Origin of the sequence: Spongisporangium articulatum (assembly GCF_044465595.1) — a bacterium.
In the GTDB taxonomy this organism is placed as follows: domain Bacteria; phylum Actinomycetota; class Actinomycetes; order Actinomycetales; family Kineosporiaceae; genus Spongisporangium; species Spongisporangium articulatum.
On the sequence record NZ_JBITLV010000003.1, the window covers coordinates 283,979 to 305,801 of the forward strand.

The following is a 21,823-nucleotide window of genomic DNA, read 5'->3' on the forward strand; positions in this document are numbered from 1 at the left end:
CGGCCCTGATCGTCGGGGCTGTCCTGCTGCTCACCGTGACCCTCGCGATCGGCGAGCTCACCGTGAACCAGCACGCCTGGTACGCGCTCGACCAGCGCTGGTCGCAGCGGGTCTTCGACTACGCCCGCTACCGGCCGCACGTGCGGGCGATCGCGGAGGTCGTGGGCCACGTGACGGAGCCGTGGGTGTGGCGCATCGTCGTCCTCCTGGCGGCAACGCTGCTCTGGCGGCGCGGCCGGGGTTCGGCGGCGCTCTGGTGGATCGCCACGATGGCGGTCGCGGGCCTGGCCGGGATCGGTCTGAAGGTCCTGGTGGCGCGCTCCCGCCCGGACTGGCCCGGCAGCTACGTCCACATCGACGGCTACACGTTCCCGTCCGGGCACGCCGTCAACGTGGCGGCCTTCACCGCGTCGACGGCCGCCGTCCTCTGGCCGGTGATCGGGCCCCGGCTGCGGGTTCTCACCGCGACGGTCGGCACCGTGCTCGCGCTGGGCGTGGGTGCCGACCGGGTCCTGCTCGGCGTGCACCACGTCAGCGATGTCGTGGCCGGGTGGGCGCTGGGCCTGGCCGTCGTGGCGGCCTTCAGCGCCTTCGGGGTGGACGACGCGAGCTGGCCCGGACGTGCGAGTTCAGCAGTCTCGCAGCACGTCTCGACCGGCGCACGGATCGCTGTAGGCGGCGTCCTGGGCGTCGCGGCGCTGGCCGGACTCTCGGCGATCGCCCCCACCCAGAGCCCTCTCGTCCTGCCCGGTGTGAGCACCGCCACGCCGAGCCCGACGCCCGAGGAACCACACGTCCAGGGCACCTACAGCCCTCCGCCCGACCCGTTCCCCGGGGCACACGGCGGCGCGGTGCCGATCGAGCACCCGGGCCGGGCGGTAGACCGTCGCGAAGATCCTGTCCGTTTCGTACCCTTGTGCGGGCAACCGTCGGAAGGGTTCGGGGCGTCTGATTCAGCAGACGTCCCACGGGGAGGAACACGGTGAAGATCGCTGCCGCGTCGTGCGCGAAACTGTCCGAGGACGCCGAACAACTTGCGTGGGCCGAGATCCAGGCTGCGGAGCCCGACGTCCTGCTGCTCGGCGGTGACAACGTCTACCTGGCGAACGACGCGCTGGCTACGCCCGCCGCGCTCACCGCCGGGCTGCGGGCGCAGTACAAGAAGCAGTTCGCCGTGCCGACCTTCAAGGCGCTGCTCGCCGACCTGAAGCGGCGCGGCGGCGAGGTCGTGCCGATCTACGACGACCACGACTTCCTCGGCGACAACCGGTGCGGCCGCGACGACCGCAACAAGCGGGGCGGCGCCGCCTCGCTGCGCCGGGCCGCGCGGGACGAGTTCGTCCGCCAGTTCGCGAAGTTCGGCGTCAAGGCGCCGGACAGCGGCGGGGTCTACCGGGTGCTGCGCCGGGGCCTGGTCGACATCTTCGTGGTCGACGGCCGCTACCACCGGCACTCCCTGAACGCGGAGGAGGCCGCCCGTCCGGTGGCGTTCCTCAGCAGGCCGCAGTGGGACTGGCTGGAACGCGAGCTGGCCCAGCCGACCTCGGCCCGGTACACCGTGCTGCTGTCCGGGACGACCGTGCACAACTTCGCGGCCGACCCGGAGGTCGAGGACAGGAACGTCGAGAGCTGGGAGCGCTACACCGCCGCCTACGAGCGGCTGCTCGGCCTGCTGGGCGACCGGCCCGGCACGGTCGTCGTCTCGGGCGACATCCACGTGAACCGGTTGACCGGGGCCCGCGGGCTGCTCGAGGTGGTCACGTCGGGCGTGGCCCGCAAGACGGTGCACGCGCCGAAGCGACCGCTGCGCAACTGGGCGCTGCTCACCTTCGACCAGGCGGGCATGACGATCGAGCAGCACAGCTTGAGCAAGACGCTCGCGCCCAAGAACGCCACCCGTACCGTCCGTTTCGACGACTGGCAGCTGCCGCCCCTGGACGCGGTGTCCATCCGCCCGCCCGTCCACCCGCCCGCCCCGAAGCGTTAGGTGACGGCGGCCGGCCGGCCGGCGGACCTCGTCCCGCCGTCCCCGAACCGCGCACCGCGCGCCTCCGACCCGACGTAGGTCAGGAACGCGACCGCGAGCAGCACCGGTACGACGGTCACGGCGAGCGCGAAGTGATAGCCGTGGGAGTCGGCCAGCGCCTGCTGGATCGGCAGGTTCAGCGAGGCGATCAGGTTGCCCAGCTGGTACGTGACGCCGGGGTAGAAGCCGCGGATCTCGTCGGGGCTCAGCTCGGTCAGGTGCGCCGGGATGACGCCCCACGCACCCTGCACGAACAGCTGCATGAGGAACGCGCCCAGCGCGATCAGCCCGGTGACCGTGGAGAACGCGAACAGCGGGACGACGGGCAGCCCCAGCAGGGCCGCCAGCATGATCGTGCGGCGCCGGCCCAGCCGTTCGGACCAGGCACCGAGCGCGATCCCACCGATGATCGCGCCCAGGTTGTAGACGATCGCGATGGCGATGGCCTCGTGCCCGCTGTAGCCGAGCCCCTCCTTCAGGTACGTCGGGTACACGTCCTGGGTACCGTGGGACATCCAGTTGAAGGCGGTCATCAGCAGCACGAGATAGCCGAAACGGCGCAGGACGACGGGGTTCCGGAACACCCGGCCCGGTGAGGTCCGGGTCTGCCGCATCCGCTCCCTGGTCGCGATGAACGCGTCGGACTCCTTGACCCGCAACCGTACGTACAGCGAGACCAGCGCCGGCAGCAGGGAGAACGCGAACAGCCCGCGCCAGCCCCAGACCGGCTCGATCACGAGGAACGCGAGCGCCGCCAGGAGGTACCCGAACGAATAGCCCTCCTGCAGCAGGCCGCTGTAGAAGCCGCGCTTCTCGACCGGGATCTTCTCCATGGCCAGCGCCGCACCGAGGCCCCACTCGCCGCCCATCCCGATGCCGTACAACAACCGCAGCACGAGCAGCACGGTGTAGTTCGGCGCGAACGCGCAGGCGAACCCGACCACGCTGTAGAAGAGGACGTCGACCATGAGGGGCGTACGTCGTCCGGCGCTGTCGGCCCACCGGCCGAACAGGAACGCGCCCACGGGCCGCATGGCGAGCGTGACCGTCGTGATGAAGGCCATCTTCGTCAGGGAGACGTCGAACTCCTCGGCGATCTCGCTGTAGACGAGGACGACGATGAAGTAGTCGAACGCGTCCATGGTCCAGCCGAGGAACGCGGCGAGGAAACTGTTGCGTTGGTCCGGGGTCAGACCTCGGGCCTGGTCGAGAATTCCGCTCGACGTCGATGGACCGGCCATGGCGCCACCTCCGGTACGGATGGTGGCTCCGGGCAACCTTTCCCGCGAGTCGAGGTACCTACAGCGCGGACGCCGCCGCCGACAACCGGTCGAGGGAGGCGTGGATGTCCTGCGCCGCCGTCGTCGCGGTGGTCAGCTGCTGGCTCACCTCGGTGAGCGTGACGCTCTGCTCCTCGACCGCCGCGGCGATCATGTTCTGGATGCTCTGGATGGCCTCGATCGCCTCGTTGGTGGTCGAGACGCTGCGCACCACGGCCCCGGTCTCACCGATCACCCCGCCGATGACCTCGCCGACCTTGCCGGCCGAGGTGGCCGTCTCGTTCGCGAGCGTCTTCACCTCGTTGGCGACGACGGCGAAGCCGCGACCGGCCTCACCGGCGCGGGCCGCCTCGATGGTGGCGTTCAAACTGAGCAGGTTCGTCTGGTCGGCCAGCTGACCGATCAGCGAGTTCACCTGGGCGATCTCGCTCGTCGACCGCTCCAGGCGGTGCGCCTCGTCGGCGGCCTGGACGGCGGTGCCGTGCGCGGTGGCGGCGGACGTCGCGGCGTTCTGGGACTGGCTGGCGATCTCGCGGACGGCGACGGCCAACTCCTCGAGCGTCTCGCTGATCCGGCCCAGGGCGGTCGCCGCCTCCCGGGCCCCCTCGCGGACCGACTCCACCTCGCGGCCGAGGTTGCGGGCCACCTCCTCGCGTTGCGCCGCCTCCGCGGCCTTGGCCTCGGCGGCCCGGATCGCGGCGTCCTGCTCCGCGCGCAGCGCGTCGACCCGGGCGTTCTCGGCGGCGGCGTGCGCGGCGTCCGCCTGGGCCTCCGTCTGCTCGGCGAAGTGCCACATCAGCAGGATGGCGACGACCTGGAGGACGACGAGGCCTGCATGCAGGACGACCATCGCGATCACGGCCCCGTCGGACATCCCCATGTCCATGCCGCCCATCCCGGCCATGGTGCTGAACACCCGGTCGGGAGCCACGAGCCCGAGGGTCAGGTGGTGCACGACCGTGACGCCGATCGTCAGCAGCAGCGGCGTCCACATCTGGTACAGGGCGACCAGGGTGAGCATCGGGAACAGGTGCAGGTGCCAGCTCAACTCGCCGCCGGACAACTCGATCGCGACGAACGACGTCGAGATCAGGCCCAGACTCGTCAGTTCCGAGGTCGCCCGGTTACCCCGGGCCAGCACCGCGAGCGCCCCGAACGCCGCCGGGATCAGCGGCAACGTCAGCGCCTCCCAGTCCGGCATCGGCCCGAACAGGCCGACGGCGACGAGGGCGGGCACGTGCAGCCAGAGGATCCAGGTCAGGATCCGGTGCCGCTGCAGCCACGACTCCTGGGTCAGCTGGGCGCCCTGAGGCAGGCGAGAGATCAGGTCCACGACATCACTGTCGGCAGGCGATCGCCGGAACCCGATGGGCTGAGGGGCTCGAATTGTGCGCCCACGCCTCAAGCGTGTGGCGACCCGCGACCGGCGTTGCGCCGATCGGGTGAGGAGCTTCAGAGCAGGGACGCCGCCAGGGTGGCTCCGAGGTCCCGGCAGGCCGCGCGGGTCGTCGCATCGATCGGCGCGGTGACGCTCAGCGGCTCGGCCGCGAGCTTCCAGCCCAGAGCGCCGGTGATGGCGGTCAGAGCCCTCACCGCCCCGGCGGTGTCGTCGTTGCCGTGCACCCACAGGCCCAGCGGCCGGCCGTCGGTCTGCCCGAGACAGGGGTAGTAGACGGTGTCCAGGTAGTGCTTCATGGCCCCGGCCATGTACCCGATGTTGGCCGGGCAGCCGAGCAGGTACCCGTCGGCCTCCAGCGTCTCGACCGCGCTCGCGACCAGCGCCGGCCGGTCGACCACCTCCACCGCCCCCTCCAGGTCGGGGTGGTTCGCCCCGGCGAGCACCTCCTCGAGGAGCGTGCGGGTCGCCGGCGAGGCGGTGTGGTGGACGACGAGCAACCTGGGCATGCGCCCGAGGCTATTCGCGGCCGCGGCGGTCGTTCTCCTCGGCCAGGAAGCGCTCGAGTTCGGCGCCGAGCTCGTCGGCGGTGGGCAGCTCCTGGTTCGACTCGGCCAGCGGCAGCGACTGCCCCTGCCCAGCCATGTAGGCGTCGTACTGCTGCTCCAGGGCCTGGACGACCGCGGCCACGTCGGACTGGTCCTCGATCTGCTCGGCGATGGCCGCGCGCGTCTTCACCCCGGCCTCGATCAGCTGGCCGATCGGCAGTCGCAGACCCGTCAGCTCACCGGTGGCCTCGAGCAGCGCCACGGACGCGTCGGGGAACTCGGCCTGGGTCAGGTAGTGCGGCACGTGGACGGCGAAACCCGCCGCATCGCGCCCACTCTCGCCCAGGCGCAGCTCCAGGAGACCGGCCGCGTTGCCCGGCACCTGGACGGTACCCACCCAGTTCGGGCGGCTCTCCACGAGCCCGTCACGGGTGGCGTGCGCGGTGATCCCCGCGGGCCGGGTGTGCGGGACGGCCATCGGGATGGAGTGCAGGCCCACCGTCAGGCCCACGTCGTAGCGCTCCACGAGCTGCTGGACGGCAGCCACGAACCGCTCCCACTGCATGTCCGGCTCGGGGCCGGTCAGCATGAGGAACGGGGTGCCATCGCTGTCGGCGACCGCGCGCAGGACCAGTTCGGGGGCCTTGTAGCTCTCCCAGTGGTCCTGCACGAAGGTCATCGCGGGCCGGCGGGCCCGGTAGTCGTACATCTGGTCCACGTCGAACGTGGCCAGGATGCGCGACTCCAGGTTCTCCAGCAGGTTCTCGGACGCCAGGCGCCCCGCGGAGCCCGCGTCGACGAAACCGCCGAGCGCGTGCAACATCACGGGCCGCCCCAGCTCACCGGCGACCGGTTGGTCGTCGGACAACGTGTACAGATCTCGCGGGTCCTGCACCCCGGGCCTCCTGAATGCTCACTCGAGGCCGCGATTCCCGGCCTCGAGGTATGCAACGCTACCGGGCCGCCCGATGATCCCGACGCTCGCCGCGGCGAGGCCGGGATCACCGGGCCGACCCCCGGAAAGGCCCCCGGATCCGGGGCTCATGCCTCCGGATCCGGCGTCTCACCTGCGGCTTCCGCCTCGGGCGAACTCTGGGCCGAACCCTGGGTGGGGGCCTCGGCGAGCAGGCCGTACAGGGCCCGCCGAGCGTCGTCCAGGACGGCGAGCGCCCGCTCGACCTGCTCGGGCGACCCGTGCCGGGACACCTCCCGGGCCGCCATGCCCAACCCGCCGACGGCCTCGAACATGGCCCGGAACCGGGCCCGGCCACCGGCGTCGGCGACCTTCCAGGGCTCGTCGAACTCGGACGGGCTGGCGTTCACCAGCTCGCGGCCGGCGTCGGTGATGCTGAAGACCTTCTTGCCACCGGTCTCGTCGGCCGTGACCAGGCCCTCGTCCTGCAACTGCTGCAGCACCGGGTAGACCGAGCCGGGGCTCGGCCTCCACATGCCGCCGCTGCGCTCGGCCAGCTCCGTCATGATCGCGTAGCCGTGCCGGGGTTCCTCGGCCAGCAGCGAGAGGACGGCGGCCCGCACGTTGCCGCGCCCCCGCCGTCCACCCGGTCCGCGCCCGTGACCGCCGTGGCGGCCGCGGGGACCGAAGCCGGGTCCCTCCGGATCGAAGCCCGGGCCGAAGCCCGGGCCGAAACCCGGGCCGAAACCCGGACCGAACCGCGGACCGAACCGCGGTCCGTATCCCGGACCGCCGAAGCCGGGGCCCATGCCCCGGCCGAACTCGCCCCGGCCGAAGCCGCGGGCCCTCTTCTCATGCCTCGTGTGGCTCTTCATCGTCAAGCTCCTCTCAGCTCGATACGTTGACGATATATCGGTAACCTATCGAGAAGAAGGGTTCATTCCCGATCGTCGACACTTCTTCCGCCTACAGCCGGCGCCGGGCCACGGCGCGCAGCAGCGCCCCGTCGGCGCCCCGGCGCGACTGCGGCACCGGGGTCTCGAGGACGACGTCGGCCGCGTCGCCGTCGACCCGCAGGGTCGCGATGCAGTTGCCGAAGACCGGCCCCTCGAGGGTTTGCCAGGTCGGCGTCGGCCGGGGCACGCCGAGGGCTCCGTGCAGCAGCCCCGTCACGATCCGGCCCACGGGGCGGCTCCAGGCGGCGGTGAAACCGATCCGGACGACGCGCGGCACGAGGTTGTGCACCGGCGAGCAGGTCAGCTGATGCACCCGGGTCGGCGACCCGGCCGGCAGGCCGAGGTCCACCCGGCTCACGTAGCTGTGGTGCACGTCGCCGGACAGCACGCTGACGGTCCGCGGCGCCCCCTCCCGTGAGCCGACCGCGCGCAGCACCGCGGCCAACCGCTCGAACGACGAGCCGAACGCGGCCCAGTGCTCCAGATCCACGAGTCGGCGCAGGCGCTCCCCCACCACCCGGCGGCGGCCGCCGCGCGCCACCGACCGCTCGTTCCACGCCTCGACCGCGTGCAGGGTCGGGGTCAGCAGCCAGGGCACGGACGTGCCGATCGCCAGGTGGCGGTACCCGCCGTCGTCCAACCGCTCCTGCAGCCAGTCGAACGTGGAGTCGGCGAGCATGTCGCGGTCGTCGTCGACGAGCACCCGCCCGCACCGGGAGTCGAGCACCACCAGGCGCAGCACGCCGAGATCGCGCCAGAACGAGAACCGGTAGCCGCCGCCCTCGCGCCGGCCCACGGCGGCGTCGGCGTCGGCGGCCAGCTCGCGCAGGGCGGGCATCGCGTCCGAACCGTCGTGCGCCGCGGCCGCCACCACCCGGTGCACCGGGTCGAGGGCGAGCTCCTCCGGGGAGAGGTTGCCCAGGTGCTGGTAGACCCAGTACGACACCAGGCCGCCGAGGAGCCGTTCCCGCCACCAGGGCAGCCGGGCGATGTCGGCCCGCCAGGAGGCCGAGGTGTTCCAGTCGTCGTGCACGTCGTGGTCGTCGAAGATCATGGCCACGGGGGTCGTGGCCATCAGCCAGCGGACCGGCCCGTCGCCCCACGACTCCCGGTACAGCCAGGTGTACTCCTCGAAGTCCGCGACCTGGTGGCGCGGCAGCGAGTCCCCGCGGCGGCGCCGGATCCGTTCCCGCACGGCGTCGCCGGTCTCGTCCGCGTACACCTGGTCGCCGAGCATGAGCAACAGGTCCGGCAACTCGCCCTCACCGCGGGCCGCCCGCACGGCGAACGCGTCCAGCGCGTCGATGCCCAGGCCGCCCGTGCCGTCGCCGTCGACCGTGTCGCGCCCGGGGCTGGCCACGCGGCAGCTGCCGAACGCGATCGTGCGGCGGTCGCCGGCGTCCAGCGTGGTGATCACCGGGTCGGGCACCTGCTCGGGAGCCGCCTCCTCGGCGAAGAGCCGCGCCGTGCCCCGCTCGGGCGGCCAGACCGGTCGTCCGTCGATGTCGACGGCGTACGGGGTGCGGCTGCCGGGCGGCAGTCCGGTGAGGACGGCGAGCGCGTAGTGGTGTCCGGCCACCTCGAAGGTCGGCGCCTCCACGACGACCGCCCCGCACGTGACCCGCACGGTGCCCCGCTGGGCGACCTCCACCCACACGGTGGCGCTGGTCCGGCCGACGTGGCGCAGCAACGGCCCGATCACGAGGGAGGACGACACCCCAGAAGTACAACCTGAGGCGACCTCGACCCGCCAGCGCGGCGACACGGCCCAGCCGCCGGAGCGTCGCGGACGCTACGGTGCTGACGTGGGGAAGACGTTCTGGGCCATCATCTCGGTGGTCGTCCTCGTGGTCCTGGCGGCCGGCGGGGGCGGCGGGTACCTGCTGCTGCAGAAGCGGGACGACGACGCGGCCGCGCGCGCGGCCGCGGACTTCGCGCACGCCTGGCAGACCGGCGGCCTGTCGACCATCGGCTACGCAGGAGGCGACGCGGCGACCGTGGCCAAGGAGGTGCAGGCCGAGACCGCGGGCGTGACGTCGTCCGCCCAGGACCGGCCGAGCGCGGTGAGCGCCGGCGAGATCACCCGGCACGGGAAGACCGCCACCGCGCCGCTCGACGTGACCTGGACGCTCAACGGCGGCCGCACGTGGCGCTACACGAGCACGGTCACCCTGCAGAAGACCGGCAGCGGCTGGCTGACCGCCTGGTCCCCCGCCACCACGCACCCCGACCTCACGACGGGCGCCACGCTCAGCGCCAGCACCACGGACGCCGACCGCGGCCGGATCCTCGGGAAGGGCGGTCAGGTGCTGGTCGCCGAGCGTCCGGTGGTCGTGGTGGGCATCCAGCCCTCGCGGGCCGACGACCTGACCGCCACGGCCCAGCAGGTCGCCTCGATCGTGGACGTGAACGCGGGCGACCTGGTGAAGCGGGTGAAGGCCGCGAAGAAGGACGCCTTCGTCCAGGTGATCACCCTGCGCGAGTCCGCCTACCAGGCGGTGCGCGACGAGCTGCAGCCCATCCCGGGCACCGTCTTCCAGGAGCGCACGCTCGCCCTGGCCCCCTCGGCCGACTTCGCCCGCGCCCTGCTCGGCTCGGTCGGGCCCGCCACGGACGAGATCATCAAGGCCTCGAAGGGGCGCGTCCAGGCCGGGCAGTACACGGGCCTGTACGGGGTGCAGCGACAGTTCGACGAGCAGCTGTCGGGGACGCCGGGCCTCACCGTGACGCTGAAACCGCAGTCCGGCGCGGCGAAGACGCTGTACACGGCGAAGCCGACGGCCGGTAAGGATCTCGAGCTGACCCTCGACGCGGCCACCCAGAAGGCGGCCGAGAAGGCGCTGACCAAGGCCAAGAAGCCCGCCGCCCTGGTGGCCATGGACACGGCCACCGGCGCGGTGCTGGCCGTCGCCAACGGCGGGCCCAACGCCTCCGGGTACAACCGGGCCCTGCTCGGCCAGTACCCGCCGGGCTCCACGTTCAAGGTCGTCTCCGGGATGGCGCTGCTCGACTCGGGGGTCACGCCGGACACCCCCATCAAGTGCCCGCCGTCGGTGACCGTCAACGGCAAGAAGTTCTCCAACGCCGAGGGCGAGGTGCTGGGCACCGTCGCGTTCCGGTCCGACTTCGCGCACTCGTGCAACACCGCGTTCGTGGGCAGCGCGGGCAAGGTCAGCACCGACGAGCTGGCCAAGGCGGCCCGGGAACTCGGCTACGGCGCCAAGAACCAGATGGGCGTGCAGACCTACACCGGCTCGGTGCCGACCTCCGACCAACCGACCGAGCACGCCGCCTCGATGATCGGCCAGGGGCCCGTGCTGGCCAGCCCGGCCACCGTCGCTGGGGTCTCCGCCGCGATCGCCTCGGGCACCTGGCACGCGCCGCACCTGGTCGCCTCGACGGAGCCCTCGACCAAGGACCTACCGGCCTCCGACGTCAAGGCGATGCGCTCCATGATGCGGCAGGTGGTCACCGGCGGGACGGCGACCGTCATGCGCAACACGCCGGGCGGCGCCGTGTACGGCAAGACCGGCACCGCCGAGTTCGGCAGCGACAACCCGCCCAAGACCCACGCCTGGTTCACCGGCTGGCAGGGTCGGGTGGCTTTCGCCGTGATCGTCGAGGACGGCGGATTCGGCGCCGAGACCGCGGCCCCGATCGCCAAGGCGTTCCTGAGCGACCTGGCCGGCTGAGGTTGGCCCCCGGTTCGTCGCGGACCGTCCGGCGCGCCGGTACCGGCGCCCTCGCGGTCGTCGTCCTGCTCACCCTGATCGGGCTGGGCGGCGGGCTGGCCACCAAGGCGGCCTGCCTGAGCAGCGTGCGCACCCCCGACGGCGCGGTGTCCATCGACTGGAACGACTACCGGCAGTACCGCGACTACTGCTACTCGGACACGATCCCGCTGTACGGGCTGGAACGCCTGGCGGACGGCGGCTTTCCGTACAAGACCGCCTGGGTCGACCCGGGCGGCGGCGAGTTGCGGTACATGGAGTACCCCGTGGTCACCGGCCTCCTGCAGTACGGCGTGATGCGGGTGACGAAGGCCTGGCTGGTGGCCACCGGGCAGGCGGAGAACCCCGACCCGCCCGAGGTCGTCGTCTACTTCCTGATCATGGCGCTGGTGCTGGCCGCGGCCTGGCTGGCGGCCGTGCTCGCCACCCGGCCGCTCCTCGAGAAACCCTGGCACATAGCTCTTGTCGCGTTGTCACCCCTCGTCGTGGTGCACGCGTTCACCAACTTCGACACGCTCGCCGTGGCGTTGGCGATGGGCGGCCTGCTGGCCTGGGCCCGTGGGCGGCCCGGGTGGGCGGGACTGCTGCTCGGGCTCGGGGCGGCCGCCAAGCTGTACCCGCTGCTGCTGCTCGGGCCGTTGCTGGTGCTGTGCTGGCGTGACCACCGGATGCGCGCCTGGCGCGAGGCGGCCCTGTCGACCCTGGCGGGCTGGCTGGTCGTGAACGGGCCGATCGCCGTCCTGTACCCGCGCGGCTGGTGGGAGTTCTTCCGGCTCAACTCGACCCGGGCCGCCGACCACGACTCGGTCTACAACGCGATCTCGGTGCTCACCGGATGGCCGGGGTTCGACGGGCCGCTGGCCGCCGGCCAGAGCCCGCGGATCCTGAACGCCGTCAGCCTCGGCCTGTTCCTGCTGCTGTGCCTGGCGATCGGCGCGCTCGGATTCCTCGCGAAGCAGCGCCCACCACTGGCCGCACTGACGTTCCTGACCGTCGCCGCGTTCCTGCTGACCAACAAGGTGTGGAGCCCGCAGTACTCGCTCTGGCTGGTGCCGCTGGCCGTGCTCGCGCTGCCGAAAGTCGTTCCGCTGCTGGCCTGGATGTCGTTCGACGCCTACCTCTGGTACCCGCGGTTGCAGTACTTCCTGGGGCTGGCCGAACCCGGTCAGGGCACCACCCCCGAGCACTTCGTGACCGTGGTGCTGATCCGCGACGGGCTGGTGCTGCTGCTGTGCGCGCTGGTCGTCGCGCGGATCGTCCGGGGCCGCTACCCCGAGCGCGACCCGGCCGAGGGATGAATAATGCTCAGAATTCAACACGTCAGTGTCGGTTTCTGAGCATTATTCGCCCTCCCCTGACCGTCAGCGCGAGCCGTTGGCCACGATCGCGTCGCGCACCCACACGGCGAGCCCGGGCTCCAGCGCCTCGTAGGTCGCGGTGAACCGTGGGTCGGCGACGTACATCTCGCCGAGGCCGACCTGCGCCTCCTTCGAGAGCTCGTAGAACCACCGGGTCACGTGCTGCCGGTGGGCCTCGACGGCGTCCGTCGCCTCGGAGCCGTCGGCCGCGGCCCCCGAACGCTTCAGCTCGGCCAGCCGACGCAGGATCTCGTCACCCTCGGCCTTGATGGCCAGCCAGTCGTCCCTGGTGTAGCCGGCGGTGCGCCGCTGCGACTCACGGTACGAGTCCGTGTCGCCCCAGCGTTCCTCCGCCTCCGCCGCATGCTCCGTCGGATCATGCTCGCCGAAGACCTCGAGCATCTCGCCCGGGGTCAGCCGGATTCCCATCGCGTGCGCCTCCATCGTCTTCTCCAGCACCGCGGCGACCTGCCGCAGGTGTTCCATCCGCATCCGCACGAGGGCCAGCTGCGCGCGCAACCTCGCCACCGGGTCCTCGTCGGGGGCGTCGAGCAGCCGCGCGACGTCGTCCAGCCCGAACCCGAGCTCCCTATAGGCGAGGATCCGCTGCAGGCGCGCCACGTCGTCCGGGCCGTACTCGCGGTACTCCCCGCCCCCCCGGCGTCCCGGGCTCAGCAGCCCGATCCGGTCGTAGTGGTGCAGGGTGCGCACCGTGACCCCGGCGGCCCGGGCGACCTCCCCGACCGACCAGCTCACCTCGTTCTCGGTACTCATGGGAACGACGCTAGGACCTGACGCCGCGTCAGGGTCCAGGCACTTTTCAGCCGGACGCCCTACCGTGGCCGCCATGGCGCGCACCCGGCTCTACCGCGACGGGAAGCTGGTGGCCGAGAACTTCCCGCCCGCGGAGATCTCGGACCACCTGGAGGCGGACGACGGGAGCCTGATCTGGCTCGACCTCGACCCGGAGGACGGCGACCAGCTGGACGTCATCGTCGAGGAGTTCCAGCTGCACGAGCTGGCCGTCGAGGACGCTCTGGAGGACCACGAGCGGCCGAAGCTCGACGTCTACGCCTCGCACCTGTTCCTCACGGCGACCGGCACGCGGCTCGATCCGGCCACGGGCGAACTCGTCCTGTGCAAGGTCTCGACGTTCATCACCGACCGGGCCCTGATCACGGTGCCGACCACGGCCGACTTCCCGATCGACGAGATGCTCCGCCGCTGGGACTCCGGCGGGCTGCCGGTCACGTCGGTCGGCGCCATGGTCCACGGCCTCGTCGACATCGTGGTCGACTCGCACTTCACCACCGTCGAGGCGCTGGACGACGAGCTGGAGAAGCTCGAGGACCTGCTGTTCGCCGACCGGCCGAGCACGACGAAGGTGCAGCGGCGCTCGTTCGAGGTCCGCAAGAGCCTGGTGCACCTGCGCAAGCTGGCGATGCCGATGCGCGAGGTCGTGAACACGCTGCTGCGGCGCGACATCCGGATCGGCGAGGTGCCGCTCGTCGACCAGGCGGCCACGCCCTACTTCCACGACGTCTACGACCACGTGCTGCGGGTCACCGAGTGGACCGACTCGATGCGCGACGTCGTGGGGACCGTGCTGGAGACCAACCTGACCATCCAGGGCAACCGGATGAACTCGATCATGAAGAAGGTGACCAGCTGGGCCGCGGTGATCGCCGTGCCCACCGCGGTCACCGGCTTCTACGGGCAGAACGTGCCCTACCCCGGGTACGGGCACTGGTCGGGGTTCGTCCTGTCCACGGTGATCATCGTGGCCCTCTCGCTCGGGCTCGTGGCGCTGTTCAAGAAGAACGATTGGCTGTGAGAATGCTCGCTGCCGAACGACTCTCGCTCATCGACCGCGGTGGGGTCATGCCCGACGCGGTCGAGCTGTTCGGGCACGACGTGCGCACGGCCACGCTCATCCTGTGGGCCACGCTGGCCGGGGCGGTGGTGCTGACCGGCCAGCCGACCACATGGCACGTGCTGCGCCACGTCGTGACGATCGTGCACGAGGCCGGGCACGCGCTGGTGGCGGTCATGGTCGGGCGGCGGCTGACGGGCATCCGGCTGCACTCCGACACGTCCGGCGTGACCGTCTCGTCGGGTCGGCCGACCGGGCCGGGCATGGTGCTGACGGCGGCGGCGGGCTACCCGGCGCCGGGCGTGCTCGGGCTGGGGCTGGCGGTGCTGATCGCGGCCGACCTGACCACGGCCATGCTGTGGGCCTGCATCGTGCTGCTGGTGCTGATGCTGGTGAACATCCGCAACGCCTTCGGCGCCCTGTCCGTGTTGGCGACCGCCGCGGCGACCGGGGCGGTGATCTGGTGGGCCACCCCGTGGGTCAGCGCGGTCTACGGCGCCTCGATCTGCTGGCTGCTGCTGGTCGGCGGCGTGCGGGCCACGGTCGAGCTGCAGCGCACCCGACGCCGGTCGCGCTCCCGGTCGTCCGACGCCGACCAGCTGGCCCGGCTGACCGGCGTCGGCGGCCTGTTCTGGGTGCTCGTCTTCTGGGTCGTCGGGGTCGGCTGCCTGGTCAGCGCGGGGTGGTTGCTGCTGCGCTGACCAGGCTGACCAGGCTGACGAGGCGCCGAGTCAGGCGGTGACGATGTTGGCGCCGTCGACCTTGACGTCGAAGGTGGTGAGGCCCTTCGTGGCCGGGCCCTGGGTGACGTCGCCGGTGTCCAGGGCGAACGTGGAACCGTGCAGCGGGCACACCAGTTTCGTGCCCTGCTGGGCCACGTGACCGCCCTGGTGCGGGCAGACCGGTGAATAGGCGACAGCCGTGCTGTCACCCGTGCGCGTGACCAGCACCTCCTCGCCGCCGATCGTGGCCGGCACGGCCTTCTCGAGCGGCGCGTCCGCCACCGCGATGACGGTCGACCCCGCCGCGGCCGACGACCCACCGTCGGCAGACGCCCCGGTGCCGGTGTCCGAGCCACCGGCGCTGCCCGAGTCGCTGCTGCAGGCCGCGAGGCCACCCCCGACGAGGCAGGCGGCACCGGCCGTGACGATCATCGTCCGGCGGGCGGGGCCGGTCGGCAGGGCGGTCGTGTCGGTCATCGGGGAAACCTCCGGAGCGGGGCGGGGTATTTGAATCGTCACGCTATCGAGCGAGTCTGTGGATGCACTCCCAGACACGGACGGACCATAAACTGCTCACAGATGGAAACGACAGCCTGGGCCGCTCGGTTCACCGAGCTCGAGAGAAGTCTCGCGACGGACCCGATCTCGGGCCGCGACGGTGACGCGGCCGCCCACCGCCTGGCCCGGTACGAGCGGCTCGACGGCTCCGTCACCTACCCGGACCTCCCTGTGGCCCAACGCCGTGACGACCTGCTCGCGGCGATCCGCGACCACCAGGTGGTGGTGGTCGCCGGTGAGACCGGGTCGGGCAAGACCACCCAGCTGCCCAAGATCTGCCTGGAGCTGGGCCGGGGGGTCCGTGGGCTGATCGGGCACACCCAGCCCCGGCGGATCGCGGCCCGCTCGGTCGCCGAACGCCTCGCCGAGGAGCTGGGCACCGACCTGGGCGACGTCGTCGGGTACACGGTCCGGTTCACCGACCAGGTCAGCACCTCGACGCTGGTCCGGTTGATGACCGACGGCATCCTGCTCGCCGAGATCCAGCGCGACCCGCTGCTGAACCGCTACGACACGCTGATCATCGACGAGGCGCACGAGCGCAGCCTCACGATCGACTTCCTGCTCGGCTACCTCAAACGGCTGTTGCCCCGCCGCCCTGACCTGAAGGTCGTCATCACGTCCGCCACGATCGACCCCGAGGCGTTCGCGCGGCACTTCGGCACGCCCGACGAGCCGGCCCCGATCATCGAGGTCTCCGGGCGGACCTACCCCGTCGAGGTCCGGTACCGGCCGCTGGAGGCCGAGGTACCGGACGACGACGAGCTGGGCGAGAAGGCCCGCCCCGAACCGCGCGACCAGACCCAGGGCATCCTGGACGCCGTCCAGGAGCTGGCCACCGAGCCGGAGCGCGGCGGCCCCGGCGACATCCTGGTCTTCCTCTCCGGCGAACGCGAGATCCGCGACACCGCAGACGCTCTCGGGGATGCCACCCGGCGCGGGGGGCTGCCTGCGAACACCGAGATCGTGCCCCTGTACGGGCGGTTGAGCGCGGCCGAGCAGCACAGGGTGTTCGCCGCGCACCCGGCCGGCGTGCGCCGGGTCGTACTGGCCACGAACGTCGCCGAGACCTCGTTGACGGTGCCGGGCATCCGGTACGTCGTCGACACCGGCACCGCCCGGATCTCCCGCTACAGCCAGCGCACCAAGGTGCAGCGGCTGCCGATCGAGCCGATCTCACAGGCCTCGGCCAACCAGCGGGCCGGCCGGTGCGGGCGGCTCGCGGACGGGGTCTGCATCCGGCTGTACAGCCAGGAGGACTACGAGAGCCGGCCCGAGTTCACCGAACCCGAGATCCTGCGCACCGGGCTGGCCGCCGTCATCCTGCAGATGACGTCGCTCGGCCTCGGCGAGGTCGCGGACTTCCCGTTCCTCGACCCGCCCGACGCGCGGCAGGTGAAGGACGGCGTGGCGCTGCTGCACGAACTGGCCGCGATCGACCCGTCCCAGTCGGACCCGAACCGGCGGCTGACCGGCATCGGCCGCACGCTGGCCCGGCTGCCGGTCGACCCGCGGCTGGCCCGGATGCTGGTCGAGGCCCACCACGGCGGGGTGCTGCGCGAGGTGCTGCCCATCGTGGCCGGGCTGGCGATCATGGACCCGCGCGAGCGGCCCACGGACGCGCAGGCCCAGGCCGACCAGGCGCACGCCCGGTTCAAGGACCCGACGTCGGACTTCCTGGCCTACCTGAATCTGTGGCGCTACCTGCAGGAACAGCAGCGCGAGCTGTCGTCGTCGGCGTTCCGCCGGCTGTGCCGGGCCGAGTACCTGCACTACCTGCGGGTGCGCGAGTGGCAGGACCTGCACCAGCAACTCGTGACGGTGCTGAAGCGCGCCCGGATGGCCCCGCCCCGCGGTGAGGTCGCCGAGACCGTGGACGCGGACGCCGTCCACCTGGCCCTGCTGGCCGGCCTGCTGTCGCAGGTCGGCGTGCTGGACGAGCGCAGCGCCAGTGCCGCCGCGCAGGCGGCGCGCCAGAAGGGCCGGCGTCCACCGATGAAGGAGTACCTCGGCGCGCGCGGCGCGAAGTTCGTGATCGCGCCCGGGTCTTCACTGTTCCGCACCGGGCCCGACTGGGTCATGGTCGCCGAGCTCGTGGAGACCAGCCGGCTGTTCGGCCGGACGGCGGCGAAGATCGACCCGCTGTGGATCGAGCGGCTGGCCGGACATCTGGTGCGGCGCAGCTACTCCGAGCCGCGCTGGGAACGCAGGCGCGGCTCGGCCGTGGCGACGGAGAAGGTGACGCTGTACGGCGTCCCGGTGGTCCCGGCTCGGACGGTCGGCTACGCGCGGGTCGACCCCGAGGTGTCGCGTGAGCTGTTCATCCGGCACGCGCTGGTCGAGGGCGACTGGCGCACCAATCACCGGTTCTTCCACGAGAACCGGCGCCTGCTGGAGGATGTCGGCGAGCTGGAGGACCGGGCCCGGCGCCGCGACATGGTGGTCGACGACGACGCGTTGTTCGACTTCTACGACCAGCGGCTGCCCGCCGACGTGGTCTCGGCGGTGCACTTCGACAGCTGGTGGAAGGGTGCCCGCCGCGAACGCCCCGACCTGCTCAGCTTCTGGACGTCGATGCTGCTCACCCCCGCGGCGCGGGGGGTCGACGAGGCCGAGCACCCGACGTCCTGGAAGGTGCCGACGCCCGCCGGCGAGCTGGACCTGCCGCTCACCTACCAGTTCGAGCCGGGCACGGCGGCCGACGGGGTGACGGTGCACGTGCCGCTGGCGGTGCTGAACCAGGTGCCGTCGGAGCCCTTCGGGTGGCAGATCCCGGGCCTGCGGGTGGAACTCGTGACCGAGCTGATCCGCTCGCTGCCCAAGGCGGTGCGCAAGGAGTTCGCCCCGGCCCCGGACAATGCGCGCACCGTACTGCAGCGGCTCGACGCCACCGAGGCCACGCCGCCCGGCGCCCTACTGCCGACCTTGGCCGCCGAGCTGGCGGCCATGCGCGGCGTGGACGTACCGGTGGACGCCTTCGACCTGACGAAGGTGCCCACCCATCTGCGGATCACGTTCCGCATCGAGGACGAGGACCGGCGTCCGGTCGGCGAGGGCAAGGACCTCGACGCCCTGCGCGAGCGGCTGGCCGCGAAGCTGCGAGCGGCCATCTCGGGGGCGGTCACCGCCCGGCCCGGCCCCGGGAAGCCCACCACCTCGGCGGGGCACGCGCTGAACCGGGACGGCCTGACCGCCTGGCCGGACGACCTGCCCGAGCTCCCGCAGACGGTCGAGGGCCCACCCACGCCCGGCAGCGGCGGCATCCCGGTGACCGGATTCCCCGCCCTGGTCGACCGCGGAAAGTCGGTCAGCATCAGGGTTTTCGAGTCGCGGGCCGAGCAGCAGCGGATGATGGGCCCGGGCACCCGGCGGCTGATCGCCGTCCAGGTGCCCTCCCCCGCCAAGAACGTCCTGCCGGGGCTGAGCCAGGCGCAGAAGCTGGCCCTGGCCTCGGCTCCGCACCGGGACGCGAGCGCCCTGTTCGACGACTGTCTGCAGGCCGCGATCGACAACCTCGTGCTCGAGCACGGCGGCCCCGAGTGGACGGCGAGCGGCTTCGCCGACCTGCTCGGCGCCGTCCGCTCGGCCCTGCTGGTCGAGACCACGCGGGTCATGGTGCAGACCGCCACGGTGCTCGACCTGGCCCGGCAGGCGGGCACTCTCGTGCGCGGGACGTCGTCCCCCGCCCTGCTCGCGAGCCTGGCCGACGCCCGGGCCCAGTTGGAGGGTCTCGTGCACCCCGGCTTCGTGACCGAGGCGGGCGTGCGCAAACTGCCCGACCTGGAGCGGTACCTGCAGGCGCTGCTGCACCGGTTGGAGAGGCTGCCCGAACGGGCGCAGCGCGACCAGGCCCTGCTCTACCAGGTGCGTTCGGCGCAGGAGGAGTACGACACCGTGGTGGCCGCGCTGCCCCGGGAGCGGCGCGGCGACCCCGACGTGACGTCGATCCGGTGGACCATCGAGGAACTGCGGGTCAGCCTGTTCGGCGGCGGCATCCGCACCGCCTACCCCGTCTCACCGCAGCGCATCACCAAGGCCCTGGCGGCGCTCTCCTAGGAGTGGGTCTTCATCCACTGCAGCGTGAAGTCGCGCTGCGCGATGGTGTTCTTCTCCAGGTCGGCGGCGCTGATCTCCTCGAGCTTCTTGCCCAGGATGGCGATCTGCGCGGCGATGTCGAAGTGCACCTTGTTCAGCGTGCTGTTGCCGCGCGGCTCCAGCGAGATGACGCCCTCGATGCTCATCGGTACCCGGTTCAGCTTGATCGAGACCGTGTACTCCATGCTGCCGTCGGCCGCGGGCGGGCCCCACTGCCGGCGCTCGGTCATCGTCTCGTTCGGCGGCACGAACTTCAGCGCCCACTTGGGCAGCTCGACGGAGATCTCGTAGCGCAGCGCGACGTTGCCGCCCTCGGGGCCGTGCTCGAGCTCCATGATGTTCAGGCCGCGCAGCCCGGTGGCCTTGGCCAGCTCCTCGATGAACTCCCGCTTGACGGCCTGTTCGTAGAGGGCGGCCGGGGGGTAGGGCAGTTCCCATTCGAAGTCGAGCGAGGTGGGCATGAAGAGGCTCCGCAGCGTCGGGGTGGAGTCAGGGGATGCCGACTGTACCGATCTCAGGCCGTTTCGGGCAGGTCCGTCACGTCGAAGCCCTGGTCGGCGCAGTCGCCGTCCACCCGGGTCATGATGGCGGTGGCGATGGCCTCCAGCTGCCCGACCTGTTCGGCGGTCAGGCCCGCGAAGACGAGGGCCCGGACCTGCTCGACGTGGCCGGGAGCGGTGGCCACGACCTTGTCCCAGCCCGCGTCGGTGAGGCGGGCGACCTGGCCGCGCCCGTCGTCCGCCGAGCGCGTGCGGGTGACCCAGCCCCGCTCCTCGAGCCGCCGCACGGTGTGGCTGAGCCGGGACGGCGAGGAGCTGGACGCGCTGGCCAGCTGACTCATGCGCAGGGCCCGGTCCGGCGCCTCGGAGAGCATGGCCAGGACGAAGTAGGCGAAATGGGTGAGCTCCTCGTCGCGCTGCAGCTGGCCGTCGAGGGCGGCCGGCAGGCGTTGGAGCATGCTGGCGAGCTGGCGCCAGGCGCGCTGCTCGTCGTCGGTGAGCCATCGTGGCTCGACGTTCTCGGTGCTCACGGCAACCATCCTACTCCTGTTATTGAAACTTCAATAAGTCAAGTGTCCGGAGGCGGCGGGGCGGTGCGTGCATCTGTCGGTGCCTGGGGGCATTCTGGACCGGTGCCCGACTCCCCCACACCTCTGCTGCTCGCGGTGGATGGGAACAGTTTGCTCCATCGCGCCTATCACGCCATGCACTCCGCCGAGCCCGAGCCGGGCGGGCTGCACGGGCAGCGCGATGCGACGGGCCGCCCGGTCTGGGCGCTGCGCGGGCTGGTCGGGTTCCTCGCGCGGGCCGCGGCGCGGCTGACGCCGGACGCCGTGGTGATCGGCTTCGACTGTCCGGAGACGTCGCGGCGGCGCGAGTCGTACCCGGCGTACAAGGCCCACCGCCCCGACAAGCCCGAACCCCTCGTCGAACAGCTCGCCGACGCCCCGGAGGTGTTGCGGGCCGCGGGGTTCAGCGTCGTGTGCCCGACGGGCTGGGAGGCGGACGACGTGCTGGCCTCGGCGGCCGCGTCCGCGGCGGCCGAGGGCTGGCGGACGACGGTCGTCACCTCCGACCGAGACTCGTTCGCCCTGATCGACGAGTCGACCTCCGTACTGCGGGTGCTCAACGGCGGCATCGACGGCTCCCCCGTACTGACCCCGAAGACGCTGCCCGTGGTGTGCGGCGTCGCGGCCGGTCAGTACCGCGACCTGGCCGCCCTGCGCGGCGACAGCTCCGACAACCTGCAGGGCGCGATGGGCATCGGGCAGAAGACGGCGACCAAGCTCCTCGAGGTGTTCCCGTCGGTCGACGCCGCCTACGAGGCGATCGACACCGGGCGCGAGGCCGAGGTGGTCGCCGCCATCGGGGTGGCCGCCACGCGCCGCCTGGCCGACCCGTTGTCCCGCGAGAACGTGGCCCGCAACCAGAAGCTGATGGAGATGCGGCGCGACGTGCCCGTCCCGCCGCTCGCCGCGATGGCCGTGCCGATGGACAAGAAGACCCTGCAGACGGCCCTGGCCACCCGCGAGATCTACCTCGGGCCGTCGCTGTGGGCGCTGGTCGGCGGCACACCTCCCGCCGGCGACCACTACGGCGCCGGGCTCTACCCGCCCGCCGAACCGGGGCCGCTCGGCGCGGAGCCGGCGGTGATCGACGTACGCGGGCCTTCGGTGGCCGCGCCGCGCCGGCCGCGGCACTCCGCCGAACCCGTCACCGGGCAGCTGTCCCTGTTCTGATCAGCTCCGGCGACGCTGCCACCAGCGCCCCTCAGGGGGCGGCGGCGGGTCTGGTCGGCGGGCCCCGGCGGGCCGGGCGTAGAGCGCCCGAACAGGACTGATCAGGCCCGGTTTTCGACACAGCCGTG

Annotated in this window: 18 protein-coding genes; 8 read left to right on the forward strand and 10 right to left on the reverse strand. The window is 72.0% G+C overall.

The window, feature by feature from the left end; genetic code table 11:
• Positions 1-35 precede the first annotated feature (35 nt).
• Positions 36-986 carry a phosphatase PAP2 family protein gene (locus ACIB24_RS10965; RefSeq protein WP_398279549.1) on the forward strand — a complete coding sequence of 317 codons (951 nt, stop codon included), beginning with the start codon at positions 36-38 and terminating at the stop codon, positions 984-986.
• Entirely contained in the window at positions 983-1,987 is a 1,005-nt protein-coding gene (locus tag ACIB24_RS10970) for an alkaline phosphatase D family protein (RefSeq protein ID WP_398279552.1), read from the forward strand. The genes ACIB24_RS10965 and ACIB24_RS10970 overlap by 4 nt, the downstream gene beginning before the upstream one ends.
• Here the strand turns inward: ACIB24_RS10970 and ACIB24_RS10975 are convergent.
• The 6 genes from ACIB24_RS10975 to ACIB24_RS11000 all read right to left on the reverse strand — a co-directional run bounded on the left by ACIB24_RS10975 (position 1,984) and on the right by ACIB24_RS11000 (position 8,836).
• The gene (locus tag ACIB24_RS10975; RefSeq protein WP_398279555.1) at positions 1,984-3,267 is read right to left on the reverse strand and encodes an MFS transporter; all 1,284 of its coding nucleotides are present in this window, start codon (positions 3,265-3,267) and stop codon (positions 1,984-1,986) included. The genes ACIB24_RS10970 and ACIB24_RS10975 overlap by 4 nt on opposite strands.
• Before the next feature lie 58 nt (positions 3,268-3,325).
• The gene (locus ACIB24_RS10980) at positions 3,326-4,639 is read right to left on the reverse strand and encodes a methyl-accepting chemotaxis protein (RefSeq protein WP_398279558.1); all 1,314 of its coding nucleotides are present in this window, start codon (positions 4,637-4,639) and stop codon (positions 3,326-3,328) included.
• 119 nt (positions 4,640-4,758) lie between these two features.
• Positions 4,759-5,211 carry a flavodoxin family protein gene (locus ACIB24_RS10985; RefSeq protein WP_398279561.1) on the reverse strand — a complete coding sequence of 151 codons (453 nt, stop codon included), beginning with the start codon at positions 5,209-5,211 and terminating at the stop codon, positions 4,759-4,761.
• Between the two features lie 10 nt (positions 5,212-5,221).
• A complete protein-coding gene (locus tag ACIB24_RS10990) occupies positions 5,222-6,145 on the reverse strand; it encodes a proteasome assembly chaperone family protein (RefSeq protein WP_398279564.1) in 924 nt (307 codons plus the stop codon).
• A 146-nt stretch (positions 6,146-6,291) separates the two neighbouring features.
• On the reverse strand, positions 6,292-7,038 hold the full coding sequence (locus ACIB24_RS10995; protein WP_398279567.1) for a PadR family transcriptional regulator: 747 nt from the start codon (positions 7,036-7,038) through the stop codon (positions 6,292-6,294).
• A gap of 91 nt (positions 7,039-7,129) precedes the next feature.
• Complete coding sequence (locus tag ACIB24_RS11000) at positions 7,130-8,836, reverse strand: alkaline phosphatase D family protein (protein ID WP_398279570.1); 1,707 nt, start codon at positions 8,834-8,836, stop codon at positions 7,130-7,132.
• 88 nt (positions 8,837-8,924) lie between these two features.
• On the opposite strand from ACIB24_RS11000, the gene ACIB24_RS11005 reads away from it, so the two are divergent.
• Both ACIB24_RS11005 and ACIB24_RS11010 read left to right on the forward strand, forming a co-directional pair.
• Complete coding sequence (locus tag ACIB24_RS11005) at positions 8,925-10,811, forward strand: penicillin-binding transpeptidase domain-containing protein (RefSeq protein WP_398279573.1); 1,887 nt, start codon at positions 8,925-8,927, stop codon at positions 10,809-10,811.
• A 2-nt stretch (positions 10,812-10,813) separates the two neighbouring features.
• Positions 10,814-12,148: a glycosyltransferase family 87 protein gene (locus ACIB24_RS11010; protein ID WP_398279576.1), complete on the forward strand. Its 1,335-nt coding sequence runs from the start codon at positions 10,814-10,816 to the stop codon at positions 12,146-12,148.
• 63 nt (positions 12,149-12,211) lie between these two features.
• Here the strand turns inward: ACIB24_RS11010 and ACIB24_RS11015 are convergent, their stop codons facing one another.
• On the reverse strand, positions 12,212-12,982 hold the full coding sequence (locus ACIB24_RS11015; protein WP_398279579.1) for a MerR family transcriptional regulator: 771 nt from the start codon (positions 12,980-12,982) through the stop codon (positions 12,212-12,214).
• Between the two features lie 73 nt (positions 12,983-13,055).
• Between ACIB24_RS11015 and ACIB24_RS11020 the strand changes: the two genes are divergently transcribed.
• Both ACIB24_RS11020 and ACIB24_RS11025 read left to right on the forward strand, forming a co-directional pair.
• A complete protein-coding gene (locus ACIB24_RS11020; protein ID WP_398279582.1) occupies positions 13,056-14,042 on the forward strand; it encodes a magnesium transporter CorA family protein in 987 nt (328 codons plus the stop codon).
• A gap of 2 nt (positions 14,043-14,044) precedes the next feature.
• On the forward strand, positions 14,045-14,782 hold the full coding sequence (locus tag ACIB24_RS11025) for a M50 family metallopeptidase (RefSeq protein ID WP_398280403.1): 738 nt from the start codon (positions 14,045-14,047) through the stop codon (positions 14,780-14,782).
• A gap of 30 nt (positions 14,783-14,812) precedes the next feature.
• Here ACIB24_RS11025 and ACIB24_RS11030 read toward each other — a convergent pair whose 3' ends face one another.
• Positions 14,813-15,280 carry a Rieske (2Fe-2S) protein gene (locus ACIB24_RS11030; protein ID WP_398279585.1) on the reverse strand — a complete coding sequence of 156 codons (468 nt, stop codon included), beginning with the start codon at positions 15,278-15,280 and terminating at the stop codon, positions 14,813-14,815.
• 102 nt (positions 15,281-15,382) lie between these two features.
• On the opposite strand from ACIB24_RS11030, the gene hrpA reads away from it, so the two are divergent.
• Positions 15,383-19,417, forward strand: coding sequence for an ATP-dependent RNA helicase HrpA (gene hrpA, locus ACIB24_RS11035; RefSeq protein ID WP_398279588.1), 4,035 nt, complete (start codon positions 15,383-15,385; stop codon positions 19,415-19,417).
• Here hrpA and ACIB24_RS11040 read toward each other — a convergent pair.
• Positions 19,414-19,917, reverse strand: coding sequence for a DUF2505 domain-containing protein (locus ACIB24_RS11040; protein ID WP_398279591.1), 504 nt, complete (start codon positions 19,915-19,917; stop codon positions 19,414-19,416). The two genes, hrpA and ACIB24_RS11040, sit on opposite strands and share 4 nt — an antisense overlap.
• Before the next feature lie 53 nt (positions 19,918-19,970).
• A complete protein-coding gene (locus ACIB24_RS11045; protein WP_398280406.1) occupies positions 19,971-20,414 on the reverse strand; it encodes a MarR family winged helix-turn-helix transcriptional regulator in 444 nt (147 codons plus the stop codon).
• A 207-nt stretch (positions 20,415-20,621) separates the two neighbouring features.
• Between ACIB24_RS11045 and ACIB24_RS11050 the strand changes: the two genes are divergently transcribed.
• The gene (locus ACIB24_RS11050) at positions 20,622-21,695 is read left to right on the forward strand and encodes a 5'-3' exonuclease (protein WP_398280409.1); all 1,074 of its coding nucleotides are present in this window, start codon (positions 20,622-20,624) and stop codon (positions 21,693-21,695) included.
• Positions 21,696-21,823 lie beyond the last annotated feature (128 nt).